Genomic DNA, 17536 nt, shown 5'->3' with positions numbered 1-17536 from the left:
TCGCGGCGCTCACGCGCGGCGTCCAGACGGTGATGTCTTTAGCATTCGCAGTGCATCAGTTGGTAAGGTACGACGGGAATGCGATGGAAGTGGCGTAAAAAAGCGGAGTAGGCCGAAGCGCTACGCCGTTGAGGAGCCTCTTCATCTGTTATGGATGAGCTACTCGGTGAGTAGCCTCGCATCGCAACTTCGTCAGTCTACCACAGCCGTGCTTTGTTGTCAACTCGGTTTGGCGTGCGTTCAACTGACGAAGCGCAGTATAGCAAGGGTTGGGGAGTTTGTCAAATCGGGTTGGTGCGGGTAACTGTTCACACTTGGGGTAAAGGAAGCTTCTGATTGACGCAAAGGCGCGAAGACGCAAAGGGTTGTTGCAGGCTTTGCGCCTTGGCGTCTTTGCGTCAAAGCCTGGAGGCTAGGAGAAGTGTGAACAGTTCCCCCCCTTGTGCCGATTTGCAAATTTCTACAAGCTATGCTATACTTCCGGTGTCGCGCGGGAGTGGCTCAGTTGGTAGAGCGGCACCTTGCCAAGGTGCAGGTCGCGGGTTCGAACCCCGTCTCCCGCTCCAATTGAAGGGGGCGGTAAAGGCGCAAGATGTTGCGTCTCTACCGCCCCCTTTGTGTAACCTGGGGATCTCCGTGGGCATACCTTGGGGGGCTTGGTATGTTTCGCAACCGTAATCCACAACGTGAACTCGACCGCAAACTCAACCTCTTTCGCGAAAGTTTCCTCCTCCTCATCGCCGATGGCCTCTACCCACCTGAACGACAACAACGCCTCTATCAAGCTGCGCGCCATGCCGGGTTGGATTGGCAACTCGCCCGCCGCTATGTGGTTGGGGAGGCTAAAGCCTTCTTTGAAGACTCGATCCGCCGTGTGATTGCCGATGGGCGGATTACCCCGGATGAGATCAAGGATCTGCTCAGCCTCCAGCGCCGCTTGGGGCTTGAGTTGGATAACGCGCCACTGCTAGAGCGCGTCTTTGCTATAGCCGAGCAGAAGATCCATGCCATGATTGTCGAGCGAGCGGCCTACCTCTCCAACAAGAAAGTTGTTGAGGGGCTGAAACAGAATATTAGCGACTTTAGCCTGCCGCGTGAGCGTACCGACCGCCTCTATGCGCTGCTTGATGAGCAGCATGCCATGGCCAAGTTGATGATTGGCGAACTGCCCATCCTGCAACCTTCGGTCACGCTCTACAAGAACGAGGTCTGTCACCTTGATATTCCGGCCTCGTTCCTGCCCGATGGCGCACCGGCAAAGGAGTCAGCGAGTGGCAAACTGCTGGTGACGAGTGAGCGGGTGATGTTTCTGGGGGCCGAAAATTCATTTGCTGCAACATGGTCGGAGATGAAGCACTGCAAAATGTACGAGCATGGTGTGATGCTGCGCTACAAGACGAGTATTGGCCTCATCTTCTGTGCTAACCCGCAGTATGTGGCTACTCTGATCATCGGGGCCAGCCATGTCTATAACCGTGCTCGTATGCCCGCGCCGAGTAATAAGCGTTTGCCCGATTTGTCGAACGGGGTGGATTTGTAGACGCAAGATTTTGCGTCTAGAGAGACGCAAGATTTTGTGTCTAGAGAGACGCAAGATTTTGCGTCTAGAGAGACGCAAGATTTTGCGTCTAGAGAGACGCAAGATTTTGCGTCTCTACATCACCCCCTTCTCATCCGCATTCCATGGACAATTCGCCCCCGGCCAACGACAATAGAACCTGAGTCGTTGTCTGCGGAGGGCTGGGGCGATGCGTATATGGTGGCGGAACGTATGGCGCTGGCTGGGGCGGGTTGTGGGTGGCTTTGTGCTGCTCGCGTTGCTGGTGCTGGCCTTCTTCTGGTTCTCAACCCCCTTGCCCGACCCGAACCAGATTCGGTTGCAGACGAGTGTGGGCAATACGCGCATTCTGGATCGGGTTGGCCGCTTGATCTATGCGGTGCCCGATCCGCTCACGGGTCGCCAGCAGCCGGTGGCGTTGGGCGAGATCCCCTTGGCGCTGCAACAGGCCACGATTGCGATTGAGGATGCCAGTTTCTATACGAACCCTGGCCTTGATCTGCGTGGGATTGGCCGCGCCGCATGGACGAATCTTCAGCAGGGTGAGGTCGTCGCGGGTGGTTCGACCATCTCGCAGCAACTGGCGCGCACGATTCTGCTTGCACCCCAGGATGCGCAACGCCAGAGTCTGGTGCGGAAGCTGCGCGAGGCGGTGTTGGCGCTCAAGCTGAATGCCCACTTCTCCAAGCCGGAGATCCTGGCCATGTATTTGAACCAGGTCTATTATGGCGGCTTGAGTTATGGGGTGGAGGCGGCAGCCCAGCGTATCTTTGGCAAGCCAGTGCGCGATCTGGATCTGGCTGAGGCGGCACTGCTGGCCGGGTTGCCCCAGGCTCCGGGGCTATACGATCCGCTGGTGCATCCCGATCTGGCGCGGGTGCGTCAGGCGCAGGTCTTGGCGGCGATGCAGCGGGTGGGTTTTATTGATGCGGCGACGCTGGAACAGGCGCAGGCCGAGCCGCTCCAGTTCTACGGCACGGCCCCGGAGATGCGCGCCCCCCATGCGGTGATGTATGCGCTCGATCTGCTCACGGCTGAGTATGGCCCGGAGGTGGTGCTGCGCGGTGGCTTGACCGTCACGACGACGCTGGATCTGGCACTGCACGAGGAGGCCGAGGCGATCCTGCGCCGCCAACTGGAGCATCTGAATGCGCCGCAGACGGGTGGCCCGCCGCATCAGGTGGCGAATGGGGCGGTAGTTGTACTCGATCCCCACGATGGGGCGATTCTGGCGCTGGTGGGTAGCCCCAACTTCGCCGATGCTGCCAGCGCGGGGCAGGTGAATGCCGCCCTGGCGCTGCGTCAGCCCGGTTCGGCGATTAAGCCGCTTACCTATGCGGCGGCGCTGGAGCGCGGCTGGACGGCGGCGAGTCTGTTGCTGGATGTACCGACCTCGTTTACGACCCGCGAGGGGCGACCATATAGCCCAGAGAACTATGATGCGACCTTCCACGGTCCGCTGAGTCTGCGCACGGCCCTGGCCACCTCCTCGAATGTGGCGGCGGTGCGGGTGTTGGATCAGATCGGTATTCCGGCGCTGTTGGATATGGCCAACCGGGTTGGTCTGGAGTCGTTGGGGCACGATTCGGCGCGCTATGGCCTCTCGCTGGCGCTGGGGAGTGGTGAGGTGCGGCCGTTGGAGTTGACGGCGGCATATTCGGCACTGGCCAACGGTGGTATGCGGGTGACACCGTATCTGATCCTGGCGGTTGAGGGTGCGCCGACGCCCAGCCACCGCCCACCGACCCCGGCGCTGTCGCCCCAGGTGGCCTATCTGATTACTGACATCTTGGCGGACCGTTTTGCGAGGATGCGTGCCTTTGGTGTCCAGAGTGCGTTGGATCTGGATCGGCCTGCGGCGGCTAAGACGGGCACGACGAGCGATTGGCGCGATAACTGGACATTGGGTTACACCCCGGATCGGGTGGTGGGGGTGTGGGTAGGCAATGCTGATGGGCGTCCGATGCGGGATGTGAGTGGCATTACCGGGGCGGCTCCGATCTGGAACGCGGTGATGCGGGCGGCGCATCGCGGCTTGCCGGTGCGTGCGTTTGTGCGCCCGGAGGGGATTGTTGAATTGAGTGTGTGTGCCGATAGTGGCATGCTGCCTAGCCCGTACTGCCCTGCGACGCGACTCGAACGCTTTGTGGCCGGTACGCAGCCGCAGATGCCCGACACGAGCCATGTGGCGGTGGCGGTGGATCGTCTGTTGGGCTGCCGCGCCCCAGCGGGCTACCCCGCCGAGCGCATTGTCACCCAGATCTTCTGGCTGCTGCCACCAGAGGCCGAGGCGTGGGCGATGGAGAATGGTCTGCCTAGCCCGCCGCGCCGGGTCTGCCAGATGGCCGGGGATGTTCTGCCTGCGCAACCCGATCCGCTGCCCACGTGGAGCAGCGGCCCGGCGCTGGTGGTGCCTGCCGATGGCGCGATCTACCAACTGAGTAGTGGGATTCCTGCCGAACGGCAGCAATTGTTGATTCAGGCGGTTGGCGATGGAACTAAAGGCCCCCTTTCTATCGTCATAGATGGAGAGCGCATTGCTGATCTGAGCGCGCCGCCTTACCGTGCCTTCTGGCAACTGACGCCGGGGGAACATAGGGCATGGGTGGAGGTAGCGGGCGTGCGCAGTGGTGAGATACGTTTTCGGGTTATTGAATAGATCGCGAGGGACTGGTATGAGCCGTTTTCGCTCGCTCCTCAGCGTTCGGGGTGGCATGATCGCTCTGGCGATCCTGGTTGTGGTTGGTCTGGCGGGTGGGGGCATTATGGTTGGCCCGCAACTGTTGCGTGGCCCGCAGGTCTTGATCGTCACGCCGCCCGATGGGGCCGATCATGCCAACCCGCAGTCGCCGATTATTATGCGTTTTGATCAGGCGGTGCAGGCTGCTTCGCTGAATGATGCGATCCAGTTTGAGCCGGCTGCGCCCTTTACGGTGAGTGTGGATGGGCCGGTGGTGACGATTCAGCCGACTGAGGGTTTGACCTATGGGGCCGATTATCGGCTGACGATCACCGGGATCACCAATCAGTTTGGGCGCGCCATGGAGCAGCCGCTGACGCTGCGCTTTACCACGCAGCCCTATGTTGCGGTGGAGCGGGTGTTGCCGGATGCCAGTGCTGAGGCGATTGCGCCCAATGCGCCGCTGATCCTGGTTTTTGATGAGATGGTGGTACCGGCGGAGCAGGTGCGGGCGGCGGCGGAAGATCCGCGCCTGGTGGCCAATCTGCCCCACCCGTTGCAGATTGAGCCGCCGGTGGAGGGTGCGGGTCAGTGGCTTAGCCCGACGCGCTATAGCTTCGCACCAACCGGCGGTTGGGCGACCGCAACCACCTATACGATCACGGTGCCACAGCAGGTGAGCGCCGATGGCTTAGCGCGGATGGAGCAGCCATTTAGTTGGAGCTTCAGTACCAAGGCCAGCCTGTTGGCCACGACGCGCCCCTTCGACCAGGAGCAAGAGGTCGTGCCGAATCGCCCGGTTGAGGTGCAGATGGCACGCGGGGTGGATGTGGCCTCAGCAGCGGCTAACTTCAGCCTGATTGATGTGGCGACTAACCAACCCGTGGCAGGGACGGTCGAAACCCAGGATGATCGTTTCATCTTCCAGCCCACGCAGGCGCTGAACCGGGGGGGCCGTTACCAAGCGGTGCTGGCCTCTGGCGTGCAGGCGGCCAGTGGCAAGCCGATCAATGCCGAGCCGCTGAGTTGGGAGTTCCAGGTGATTGGTGATCTGGCTATTGCCCAGGTCATCCCCGCCGCTGATACGACCGAGGTGGTGACGGCGACGCAGCAGATTGCGGTGCATTTCAACCATCCGGTGGTGCCGGTGGTGACGCCGAGCGAGCAGGATAGTTTGCCCCAGCCACTCACGATCAGCCCGCCGGTGGCCGGGGTGGGGCGCTGGATAGATACGAGTACCTATATCATCTCGCCGACCACGTCGCTTGATCCAGCAACGCGCTATACGGTGAGTATTGCGGCAGGGCTGAATGATCAGACCGGCGGGACGTTGCGCGATGGGTTTAGTTGGAGTTTTACCACGATTGCACCGCTGGTGTATGGTTCGTTGCCACCCAGTGGGGCGCGGTTTGCTGATCCAAATGCAACGTTCAGTCTGGTCTTCAACCAGCCGATGGACATGGCCAGCCTGAATGGGGCGGTGCGCCTGCTTGACCCCAACGGGGTGAGCGTGCCAGGGAGTATCGCGGTGGCCAGCAAACCGGCCTCGGTCTTCTACCAGGCCGGGCAGGACTCCAACAACCCCATGCGCAGCGGCTTTACAGTAACGTTCACCCCGGCGGCTCCGCTCACCCGTGGGCAAAGCTACACCCTGGTGGTGGGTACCGAGGCGCGGGCGGTGAATGGCGGGGCGGCGTTGGGCCAAGCCTATAGCGCCAGCTTGATTGTCGCGCCGCTCCCGGCGTTGCTAGAGAGCTACCCACCGCAGGGCAACCAGCAGGTCAACCCGAATGACTCGCTTAGCCTGACCTTCACCACACCCATGGATTGGGCCTCGGTGGAGCAGAACCTGAGCATCATCCCCGCACCGACCTCGGTCTATACGGGGACGTATGATAACCAACTCTACCTCTACTTCCCCTTGCAGGCCGAGAGTGACTATACGGTTCGGGTGGGTGCGGCGGCTAAGGATACCTATGGGGTGGCGTTGGGCCAGGATGTGGTGCTGAGTTTCCGTACTATGGCCATGCTGCCTTCGCTGACGATTGCAGCCAGCAACAGCTTGATGACCTATAGCAGCTATGCGCCGGTGCGCGTGCCCATCCAGACGGTGAATACCGAGCAGGTGGAATATGCGCTCTACCGGGTGAGTCGTGGCGAGTTGGCGCAACTCATTCCGGCAACCCAGAATTTTGAGCAGTGGAACCAGTTTAGCCCCGATCCGGCGGCGCAGATCCTGAGCAACACGCTGGCCCCGCAAGGGCCGCGCAACCGGGTCAATCTGAGTCTGGTGGAGGTGGGGACGCTCGATCCGGGTCCCTATCTGTTGGAGGTACGCGGAGCCAATCGGGTCGAGCGCCAACTGATGTTGGTCAGCCCGACCACACTGACGATCAAGCGCAGTGCGGATCGGCTCTTTGTCTGGGCGGTGGATCTGGCAACGGGTAAACCAACATCTGGCCTGCCGCTTGAGGTGAGTAGCCTCTTCTATGGCGATAACCTGATGAAGCTGGGTGCGGTGGAGGATCTGGGGGCGACCGATGCGGACGGCGTGGTGCAGGCCGAATTTGCCGCCGCTAGCCCCTATGATGCGCTCTATGTCTGGACAGCCGAGGGCACCCCATTTGCGTTCGGTTCGACCCTGTGGGCTGACGGGATTTCGCCCTGGAACTTCTCTCTGCCGGGGAGCCAGGAGCAGGTAGTAGCGGTGGGCAACCTGAGTACGGATCGCCCGCTCTACCGCCCCGGTGAACTGGTGCATATTAAGGGCGTGCTGCGCCTGAATGATGACGGGCGCTACCGCATACCAGAAGATTATCAGCAGGCCAAGCTGACCATCAGTGACCCGGATGGCAATCAGGTCTATGCGGGGACGTTGAGCCTGAGCGAGATGGGCACGTTTGACCTCGATCTGCCCTTGAGTGGCGATGCTCTGTTGGGCAGCTACTTTATGGGCGTGGAGCTAGAGGGCGAGGTGACGGCCTACGTCACCTATGGCAGCTTCACGGTGGCCGAGTACCGCAAGCCGGTCTTTGAGATTACGGTGGATGCGGCGCGTGACGATCTGCTGGTGGGTGAGGCGCTGGAAGTGACGGCGACGGCGCGCTACTTTGCGGGTGGGGTGTTGGCGAATGCGCCGCTGCGTTGGCGCTTGCTGACGCGGCCCTACTACTTCAACTCCGAGACCGCGCCCGATTATCAGTTTGAGAATCTGGACGATGCCTACGCCTTCTACCGCTGGTTCGACATGGAACGTCCGGCGGCGGGCGAGATGCTGGCAGAAGGTACGGCGACCACTGACGCGCAGGGGCGTTTTGTGTTGAAGTTGCCAGCCGGGACGGTGAAGGATCTGCATAGCCAGAATCTGACCGTGGATATTGAAGTGACCGATATTGACGGCCAAGTGATCGCGGCCCAGGGCGGCATGACGATGCACGCCGGAGCCTTCTATATTGGCCTGCGCCCGAATGGCTACGTGAGCCAGATCGGGCAGCCGCAGGCGGTGGATCTGATCACCCTCGATCCGCAGGGCGCGCCGGTGGCGGGGCGCAGCGTTGAGGTGGGCATCTATCAGCGCGAGTGGTATAGCGTGCGCGAGCAGGGGCCAGATGGCCAGTTCTACTTCACCTCGGCCTATACCGACACGCTCACCCAGACCATCCCGGCCACCACCGACGACAAGGGGCGAAGCCAGATCAGCTTCACCCCGCGTGAGGCCGGTTCGTACCGCATCGGTGCGACGGGCAAGGATGATGGCGGGCGCACGGTGCAAGCGAGCGCGTTTGTCTGGGTGGCGGGCGGCGATGCCTTCTGGGGGATTAACGATAACAACCGGGTTGACCTGATTGCCGACCGCACGAGCTACAAGCCGGGTGACACGGCCAAGATCCTGGTGACGGCTCCGTACAAGGGCAGCACTGCCCTGCTGACCATCGAGCAGGCTCAGGTGATCTCACACCGCATCATCACGCTCAGTGGCACCAGCGAACTGATCGAGGTACCGATCAGTGCCGAGTATGCGCCGAATGTCTACGTCTCGCTGGTGCTGATCACCCCGGCGGGTGACGGGACGAGCGCGGAGGCTCCGGCCATCCCCGACATGCGGATGGGCCTCGTGAACCTGCCGGTCTCGACCGAGCAGCAAGAGTTGACGATCACGATCAGCCCCGACAAGAGCGAGGTCGGCCCGCGTGATCGCGTCACCTACACGATCAGCACGCAGGACTACACCGGCCAGGGGGTACCGGCTGAGGTGACACTGGCGCTGGTGGACAAGGCGATTCTGAGCCTGGCCAACGATCCCAACCCCAGTCTGCGCCAATCCTTCTACGAGCGGCGGCCATTGGGCGTCTTTACCTCGCAGTCGCTGATCGCCCTGGGTGAGCGGGTAACAGCCGCATTGGGTGATGAGGCCAAGGGGGGCGGTGGTGGCCTGAGCGAGACCGCGCTGGTGCGGCGCAACTTCCCCGACACGGCCTACTGGAATGCGGCGCTGATCACCGGCGCGGACGGCACCGCCCAGATCAGCGTCACGCTGCCCGACAACCTGACCACCTGGCGCATGAGCGCACGCGGCATCACCAGCGCGACGCTGGTGGGGCAGACGAGCGCCGACATTGTGGCCACGCGCCCCTTGCTGGTGCGTGCCTCTATGCCGCGCTTCCTCACCGATGGTGACGCGCCGACCTTGCAGGCGGTGGTGCAGAACAGCACCGCTAACCCGCTAGAGGCGACGGTAAGCCTGGGGCTGAGCGGGCCGATCAGCCTGCAAGATCCGGCGACCCAGACGGTGAGCGTGCCAGCGAACGGCCAGACCCTGGTGCGGTGGCGGGCCACGGTGGCGGGCGCGGGTGATGTGACGGTGCGGCTGAGTGTGGATGGCGGGGGGATGCAGGACGCCTTGGAGACCAGCCTGCCGGTGCAGCGCTACGAGACCCCCGAAGTGACCGCGAGTGCCGGACAGGTACTCGATCTCACCGTGGAGACGCTGCGCCCACCGCCGGGAGACGCGAGTCGTGGTGAAGTGAGCCTCGAACTGGCCCCCTCGTTGGCGGCGGGCGTGCAGGGTGGCCTGGAGTACCTCCAGACCTTCCCCTACGCCTGTACCGAGCAGGTAGTGAGCGCCTTCTTACCCAACGCCGTGACCTACCGCATCACCAAGGAGTTGGGAGTCGAGAACGCGGAGCTACAGGCCAACCTGAGTGCGCAGATTAACACCGGGATGCAGCGGATTGCCCAGTTGCAGCACCTTGACGGTGGCTGGGGCTGGTGGGCGGATGACGCGAGTCACCCCTACCTGACCGCCTATGTCATCCAGGGGCTACACGAAGCCGAGCGCGCCGGGTTCAGTGTGGATCAGAACGTGCTGGGTGGTGGCATGGCCTACCTGAAGGTGTTCATGAACCAGCATCCGGGGCTGAACCCGAACAGCATGCTGCCCGACGCGAGTTGGCTCAACACCCGCGCCTACATCCTCTTCATCATGGCTGAACGTGGGCAGGCGGATCGCGGGCGTAGTGTGGCGCTGTACGATGAGCGTGCCAAGCTCGATCTGTATGGGCGGGCCTACTTGCTGATGACCTTGCAGACCCTGGGCGATCAGGATCGGGCGCAGGCGTTGGCCGACGAACTGAGCAGCGCGGCGATCATGCGCAGCACGGATGCGCACTGGGAGGAAGATCGCGCCGACTACTGGACGATGGGCAGCGACACGCGCACGACGGCACTCATGCTGCAAGCGTTGGTACGCACCCAGCCAGAGAGCATCCTGGTGCCCAACGCGGTGCGTTACCTGATGAGCCTGCGCGAGCATGGCCACTGGGCCAGCACCCAGGAGACCGCCGTGACGTTGCTGGCGCTCTCGGAATACTTGGCCCAGAGTGGCGAACTGGAGGCCAACTACAGCTACCGGGTAGCGCTGAACGATACCAGCCTGCACGAAGGGAGCGTAGATCGCAGCAACCTGAACACCCCGATAGAGATCCTGGTCAAACTGACCGATCTGGCGCAGGGCAGCGACAGCCAGTTGAGTATCCAGCGTCAGGGCGGAGCGGGGCGCCTCTACTACACCCTGCGCATGCGCAGCTATGCCGATGCGGCCAGCGTGCAGCCACTTGATCAGGGGGTAAGCGTGGCCCGCGAGTATGTGCTGGTGGACAGCGCCACGCTCAGCCCGACCGGGCAACTGACTAATCAGGCCACCCTAGGTGAACTGGTGCAGGTGCGGATCACACTGACCGTGCCGGAGGACATGCCCTACTTCATGGTCGAGGATATGCTGCCAGCGGGGTTGGAGGCACTCGACACCAGCTTGAAGACCAGCAGCGCGGCGGCGCGGGAGCCAGGGCTGGCGGACGCAGAGGGGACGCAGCCGGGGTGGTGGTACTTCGGGCGCAGCGAGATGCGTGACAACCGCGTGGCGCTCTTCGCCACCAACCTGCCACGCGGCAGCTACACCTACACCTACCTAGCGCGAGCGACGACACCGGGCGTCTTCCAGGTACTCCCGGCGACGGCGATGCGCACGTATGCCCCGGAGGTGTTCGGGCGTAGCGCGGGGGCGGAGTTCACGGTGGTTGCGCCGTAGGGGCTTCGTCGGTTTTTGACCGCAGAGGACGCGGAGGAACGCAGAGGAAGAACGTAGGTATCTCAAAACCTCTGCGAACCTCTGTGTCCTCTGCGGTTGATAGCGTGTGCCCCCGGTGTTTAACCGCAGAGGACGGGGAGGAACGCAGAGGAAGAACATGGCTACCCCCGCAGGTATCTTGAGCACCATTCCTCTGCGTACCTCTGCGTACCTCTGCGTCCCTCTGTGTCCTCTGCGGTTGATATGGTTGACCGCAGAGGACGCTGAGGTACGCAGAGGAAGAACCGTAGGTATCTCAAAACCTCTGCGAACCTCTGTGTCCTCTGCGGTTGATTTTTGTGTGCCCCGGTGTTTAACCGCAAAGGACGCAGAGGAACGCAGAGGAAGAACCGTAGGTATCTCAAAACCTCTACGAACCTCTATGTCCTCTGCGGTTGATAGCGTGCGCCCCATCCGGCAACATCCACAAAAACTCAGTATAATAGGGGCTGTTCCCTTCAAATCCACATTCATTATTGAGTAGCAGCACCTATGGCCTTCTTCTCAACAACGGTTCTTGGGCCAGGAAGCCCCGCCTTTCGCGGGCGAACCGACGAGCTTGCGCGTCTGGTACGCCTGTGTCAAGACGAGGTGACGAAGTATGGCGTGATCTATGGCGGGCGCCAGAACGGTAAGACCAGCCTGTTATACCAACTGCGCACGCAGTTGCCAGACTCGGTGCGCCTCTGCCAGATTGATTTTCAGGCATTTGATCGTGTCCCACCGGAGCGCGCCTTTGTGATGCTGGCCGAGCATATTCATGAGGTGCTGCCGCTTGGTGCTGATGTTGCCGCGATCACGAGTGCCCCGCGCCTCAAGGCGCGGCTGCGCGAGGCGCTGGCACAGACGCCCGATGATCATCGGCTGGTGTTGTTGCTCGACGAACTCGGCGCATTGTCGCCCGCCTCGCGTGAGGCGCTGAGTTACGCGCTGCGCTCCTTCTTCCACGAGCGCTTGCTTGCGCCCCAACTCCAGAAATTGCTGGTCATTTTTAGTGGTGGAGTTGAACTCTACACCATGGCGGTGAGTGGGGTCTCCACGCTGCACAGTGTCTGCGACGAGATCTACCTGCCCGACCTGCCCCACACCGAGGCGGTGCAACTGCTTGCCGATGGTCTCCAAGTGGCGGGTGTGGCTCCACCACTCAGCACCGACGTGGGCGAGGCGGTCTTTGCGCGGGTTGCTGGCCACCCCTACCTGACCCAACGTATGGGTGAGTTGCTGGTCGGCTATGCCAGCCGTGGCCAACCCCTGACTGCTGCCGATGTTGCACGGGCAGAAGCCGAGATCATCATAGCTGCGCCGCCACTGCTGCGTGACATCCACAGTGACATGCGCGCGTACCAGCTTGAAGATGCCGCCCGACGCCTGCTGCGTGAGCAGCCACGCTTCAGTCGCTCCCATGATGATCTGGTGCGCCTGGAACTGATCGGCCTAGCCAAGTGCGACGGTGACTACTGGGCGGTGCGCAACCCCCTGCTGGCGACGGCCTTTCGCGAGCGGCTGGGGGTGGAGATGCCGCCCGCCGTGCAGGTGGCAACCCCAGCGGTGGAGCGACCACCTGCCGTGCCGGTGGCCACCTCAGAGGTGGCGCAACCACCCGCCGTGCCGGTGGAAAACCCAGAGGTGGAGATGCCACCCGCCGTACCGGTGGCAACCCCAGAGGTGGCGCAACCACCCGCCGTGCCGGTGGCAACCCCAGCGGTGGAGATGCTACCCGCCGTGCCGGTTGCAACCCCAAAGGTGGAGCGACTGCCAGCCGTGTCGGTGGAAAGTCCAAAGATGGAGCGACTGCCAGCCGTGCCGGTTGCAACCCCAGAGGTGGAGCGGCCTTCAGCCTTGTCGGTGGAAAACCCAAAGGTGGCGCGACCACCCGCCGTGCAGCCCTGGGTACCTGTTCTCGTTCGAGTACCCGCTGGCCCCTTCCTGATGGGCAGCAGCGATGTAGACCCCATGGCTGATGTGAATGAAAAACCCCAACACCGCTTGAACCTACCTATCTACTGGATCGGCAAGACCCCGGTGACCAATGCCCAGTTCCGGCCCTTTGTCACGGGTGATGGCTACAGCAACCGGGTCTACTGGACTGCGGCGGGTTGGGATTGGCGCGAAGAGGAGCGGATTGTGGCACCGGCATACTGGGATGATTGGCGATGGAATGCAGGTGACAAGCCAGTGGTGGGGGTGAGTTGGTTTGAGGCGGTGGCCTACTGCCGCTGGCTGAGCGCCCAGACGAGCCATCCATTTCGGTTGCCGAGCGAGGCCGAGTGGGAGAAGGCGGCGCGAGGGCCAGAGGGGCGGATCTGGCCATGGGGCAACACATGGCAACCCGGGTACTGTAATAGTGAAGAGGCCAAGATTGGTAAGGCCACGCCCGTTGGTGGATACGACAAGGGCGCGAGCTATTATGCTGCGCTGGATATGGCGGGCAATGTCTGGGAGTGGTGTGCGACACGCTGGGGTAAACGGTATCCGTATGCCATTAAAGATGAGTGGGGACAGCGTGCGTTGGAACAAGACGGTGGGCGCGTGCTGCGTGGTGGATCGTGGCATAGATCTCAAAATTGTGTGCGTGGGGCGTACCGCAACTACAATCACCCGTGCTACCGCTACTTCGACTACGGCTTGCGGGTCGTCAGTTATTCTCCGTTGGCCGGTGGGTAGTCATGGCCCTCACCCCCCTAGCCCCCCTCTCCCGTTCGCTGCGCGAACAGGCGAGGGGGGAATACATTCCGGGATACCCCATCCATGTGCCCCCCTCTCCTGTGGGCGAAGCCCACGGGAGAGGGGCTGGGGGTGAGGGCCATACCGAAGCCCACGGGAGAGGGGCTGGGGGTGAGGGCCGTTCGGCGGCGAACTGTTAAGTGACCAGGGCATGTGCAAAGTCGGGCAGCACACACCCTTCGATACGCGCCTACGCTGCGCTGCGGCGCTACTCAGGATGCGTGCTGCGCGGAAATACCCGCTATCGCATCCTGAGTAGCCGCGCAGCGGCGTATCGAAGGGTGCGCGTACCGTATGAGTTCCCCAACATACTGTCAGAACCGGACTTTGCACATGCCCTGGCTAAGTGACTACGAGTCTTGTCTCTGCGTCAAAATCAGTATACTAAAAGCAGTATGAACAATGACCCCGGTGCTGTTTCCTGAAGGCTGTAGATTCCAAGGAGCACCCCCATGCATCAGATCGGCTATTGCGATCTCCCCGCTACCGAAGATGAACTCGATTTTACCCCAGCGGTCGTGGCGCTGACGACGATTGTGCAGGAGGCGCAGCGCGATGATACGCCGCTTACTGTGGGGGTGTATGGCGAGTGGGGCAGCGGTAAGACGAGCCTGATGCGGATGATCCTGGATCGCCTCGATCCGCACCGCTGTATGCCGGTGTGGTTTGATGCGTGGCGCTATGCTCAGCAGGAGACGCTCTGGCGGGCGCTGTTGTTGCGTGTGGTGGAGGCGCTGCGCGAACGTGTCTTGCTGCCCGATGATGTGTGGCTGCAAGCGATTGCGGATCACCACCAACGCATCGATCCGAGCCAGCCGCCGTATGACCCCGAATCACTTACGAGGCGCCTCGACGATCTTGCGAATAGCCTCTACCGCAGTATTGACCGCGAAGAGCCAGGGGAGATCCAGTTTCAGTGGGATGCGGCGGGGCGGTTGGTGGCGGGTGCGGTGGTGCGGGCTGGTTTTAGCTATATCCCCATCCTGGGCCAGATGAGTGCGGCGGTAGAGAAGGCGGCTGAGAAGTTGGGTGAGGAGCCATACGCCGATACGCTGCGCGACCTTTTTCAGCGTGAGCGCACCCGCATCTACCGCGAACAGGTGCAGAGCCTTGAGCAGTTCCACACCGGGCTGACGCACCTGGTCAAGGAGTTGGTGAGCGACCTCGACCGGCGTTTGGTGGTCTTTATTGATGATCTGGATCGCTGTTTGCCGGAGCAGGCGATTGGTGTGCTTGAGGCGCTCAAGGTCTTCCTCGATATTCCGGGCTGTGTCTTTGTGCTGGGGATTGACCGTGAGATTATCGAGCGCGGCATCCGGGTGCGCTACAAGGAGTTTGCGCTCCACGGCGCGGCTGGGTCTGAGCCGTTCCCGGTGGCCGAGCGCGATTATCTGGAGAAGATCATTCAGGTACCGTTCCGCATACCCCCACTGGCTCCAAGCACGATCACGCGCTTTCTCCAGCGGCGCTTGCCTGCTGTGGCGGGTATGAGCGACGAGGAGCGTACCCAGGTTGCCGATCTGATGACCACCGGCCTCTTGCGCAACCCGCGCAAGGTGAAGCGTAGTTTCAATATCTTCCGCCTGCACCTCACCCTTGATCGTGCCCAGGGCAAGCAGACTCATGCGGGCCTGATCGCCAAGCTGACCGTGATCCAGAGCAGCTTTCCCGACCTCTACGCGAAGATCGCCCGCGACCCGACACTCCTGCGGGTCTATGAGGCGATACCCCGTGGTATCCCGCTCTCAATCCCGATCACTGATGAGCAGCGCACCGAGATGGGTAAGCAGGATCAACGCTTGCACGCCATGCTGAGCCAGTCACCATGGTATAAAGAACTCACCGATGCCGAGCTAAAAGCACTGGTCTATCAGAGCAAAGCGAGTGCTTGATCTGAATGGGGCTTCGTGGTGATGAAGCCCCGTTTGTTGATCGCAGAGGAACGCAGAGGAAGAACCGTAGGTATCTCAAAACCTCTGCGTCCCTCTGCGTCCTCTGCGGTAAACCACATCAACCGTAGAGGAACGCAGAGAAAGAACCGTAGGGGCGCATCGGGATGCGCCCCGGTTTTTTGCTACGCCGGATTCAGCGTCGTAGCATCGTGGAACTCAAACATAACATCGCCGAGCGTAGCAATCGTCTCGTGGACGGGGCAATGCTCGGCGACGCGATGCAGCGCCTCTTCACGGGCACCAAACTCACCGTGCGGCAGATTAACCACCGAGCGCAGATTGATCAGGCGGGTCGGATTATCGGCCTTATCGAAGGTGATAACAACCTCTAAGCCACTGGCATCAATGCCGACCCGGTTACAATACTGAGCCACAAAAGCAGCGATACACGAACCGAGCGAAGCGACAAAGACCTCAGGCGGAGTAGGGCCACGGTCACTACCGCCCATCGCGGCTGGCACATCAATCCGGATGCTATGCTGACCCATCTGGCTCTCGAAGAGCATATCATCCACCAGACGAGTAGTAATGCTTCCCATTATCAAGCCTCCTGTCGAAAATGAGGTGAACCCATAGTTCACCGGGGGACAATCGTATGATCAATTATAGCGCGTTGTTGGGGGATTAGCAGCCCCCGAACTCCCGTCTTCGCATAGCCCCATGAAACCCGCGTGCCCCTTGCTGCATCAATACAATAGCGTCGTTCTACACCAGCAAGGAGAAGATGATCGTGCTTCAGACCAATCTCGAACATATTACCAGCAAGGAACAGTTGCAGCAGGTGATCGAAAGCAACGAAAAAGTCGCGGTCTGCTGTGGGCGGATGGGGCCGATGTGCATTCCCGTCTACGAAATCTTTGAAGTCTTGCGCGAGAAACACCCCGATATCAAATTCATGGATATGGAGTTTGATTCACCTGACGCTGAAGTCATCCGCAACCTGCCGGAGTGCCGCACCTTCCGTGGGCTACCCTTCACCGTCTACTACCGTAACGGGCAAGTGGTCAAAGCCACCACGAGTATCCAGAACGCCAAGCAGATCAAAGAGATCATCAGCGAAGTGCTCGCATAATCCTATGAGCCACCATTTTGACGTCATCATCATCGGTGCGGGGCCTGCGGGCCTCGCCGCCGCCATCTACACCGCCCGCGCTGGGGTCTCAACCCTCGTCATTGATCAATCATCGGCGGGCGGGCAAGTCAAGACCACGCACCAAGTCGCCAACTACCCAGGCTTTATCGAGCCGGTACTAGGGCACCAACTTGCGGCGAACATGAAGAAACAGGCCGAAAGGTATGGCACGAGGTTTGAATTAGCCGCCGACATCACCGAAATGGATCTGACTGGGGATGCAAAGTGGCTCAAGGTGGATGGTGAGACCTACACCAGCAAGGCGGTGATCATCGCTACTGGCTCGTCGCCGCGCCTGTTGAACGTGCCGGGCGAGCAAGAACTCAAAGGATCGGGCATCTCATACTGCGCCACCTGCGACGGAGAGTTCTACACCGGCAAAGACATTGTCGTGGTTGGTGGTGGCAACAGCGCCATGGAAGAGTCGCTCATGCTGCTCCAACATGTCAACTCGATCACCGTCATTCACCAGTTCGACACGCTACAAGCCGAGAAGATCACCGCCGACAAGGTGATGCAGCACCCCAAAGTGAGCTTCTTGTGGTCGCATGAGCCACGCGGCTTTGAGAAGCAGGGCGAGCGCATGGTGATCAAGGCCGAGAATCTGAAGACGCAAGAGATCGTCACCCTCGAACGGGATGGTGTCTTCATCTTCGCGGGCATGCTGCCCAATGTCGCCATCTTGCGCAACACGGGCTTGCAGATGAACGCCTACGGCTATATCACCACCAACGAAAGCATGGCCACCAACCTCCCCGGCGTCTACGCAGCCGGTGACGTGCGCGACAAGCGTTATCGGCAGATCACCACCTCGGTGGGTGACGGCACAATTGCCGCGTTGGAAGTCATTCGCAGCGTATAATAC

The 17536-nt window shown here is 61.3% G+C and carries 8 protein-coding genes and 1 tRNA gene; 8 read left to right on the top strand and 1 reads right to left on the bottom strand.

Annotation, left to right across the window (positions count from 1 at the left end):
* Positions 1-490: 490 nt before the first annotated feature.
* The 6 genes from EKD03_RS09895 to EKD03_RS09870 all read left to right on the top strand — a co-directional run bounded on the left by EKD03_RS09895 (position 491) and on the right by EKD03_RS09870 (position 15479).
* A tRNA-Gly gene (locus tag EKD03_RS09895) sits at positions 491-566 on the top strand.
* Between the two features lie 95 nt (positions 567-661).
* Positions 662-1540 (top strand): hypothetical protein, encoded by an 879-nt coding sequence (locus EKD03_RS09890; protein ID WP_129630091.1) that lies wholly within the window; start codon positions 662-664, stop codon positions 1538-1540.
* A gap of 208 nt (positions 1541-1748) precedes the next feature.
* Positions 1749-4217: a transglycosylase domain-containing protein gene (locus tag EKD03_RS09885; RefSeq protein WP_129630089.1), complete on the top strand. Its 2469-nt coding sequence runs from the start codon at positions 1749-1751 to the stop codon at positions 4215-4217.
* A gap of 16 nt (positions 4218-4233) precedes the next feature.
* Positions 4234-10824, top strand: a complete 6591-nt coding sequence (locus tag EKD03_RS09880) for an Ig-like domain-containing protein (RefSeq protein WP_129630087.1) — start codon at positions 4234-4236, stop codon at positions 10822-10824.
* A 531-nt stretch (positions 10825-11355) separates the two neighbouring features.
* On the top strand, positions 11356-13527 hold the full coding sequence (locus EKD03_RS09875; RefSeq protein WP_129630085.1) for an SUMF1/EgtB/PvdO family nonheme iron enzyme: 2172 nt from the start codon (positions 11356-11358) through the stop codon (positions 13525-13527).
* 512 nt (positions 13528-14039) lie between these two features.
* Positions 14040-15479 (top strand): KAP family P-loop NTPase fold protein, encoded by a 1440-nt coding sequence (locus tag EKD03_RS09870; protein ID WP_129630083.1) that lies wholly within the window; start codon positions 14040-14042, stop codon positions 15477-15479.
* Between the two features lie 182 nt (positions 15480-15661).
* Here the strand turns inward: EKD03_RS09870 and EKD03_RS09865 are convergent, their stop codons facing one another.
* Positions 15662-16078, bottom strand: a complete 417-nt coding sequence (locus tag EKD03_RS09865) for an OsmC family protein (RefSeq protein ID WP_129630082.1) — start codon at positions 16076-16078, stop codon at positions 15662-15664.
* 191 nt (positions 16079-16269) lie between these two features.
* Here EKD03_RS09865 and EKD03_RS09860 point away from each other — a divergent pair, with 191 nt between their 5' ends.
* Together EKD03_RS09860 and EKD03_RS09855 are read left to right on the top strand one after the other, a co-directional pair.
* Positions 16270-16611: a thioredoxin family protein gene (locus EKD03_RS09860; protein ID WP_202976784.1), complete on the top strand. Its 342-nt coding sequence runs from the start codon at positions 16270-16272 to the stop codon at positions 16609-16611.
* Between the two features lie 4 nt (positions 16612-16615).
* Positions 16616-17533, top strand: a complete 918-nt coding sequence (locus EKD03_RS09855; RefSeq protein ID WP_129630079.1) for an NAD(P)/FAD-dependent oxidoreductase — start codon at positions 16616-16618, stop codon at positions 17531-17533.
* Positions 17534-17536: the final 3 nt, after the last annotated feature.

Origin of the sequence: Candidatus Oscillochloris fontis, from assembly GCF_004138135.1 — a bacterium.
Classification (GTDB): domain Bacteria; phylum Chloroflexota; class Chloroflexia; order Chloroflexales; family Chloroflexaceae; genus Oscillochloris; species Oscillochloris fontis.
The sequence above is the reverse complement of the archived record's forward strand: the minus strand, read 5'-3'. Positions and strand labels throughout refer to the sequence as shown.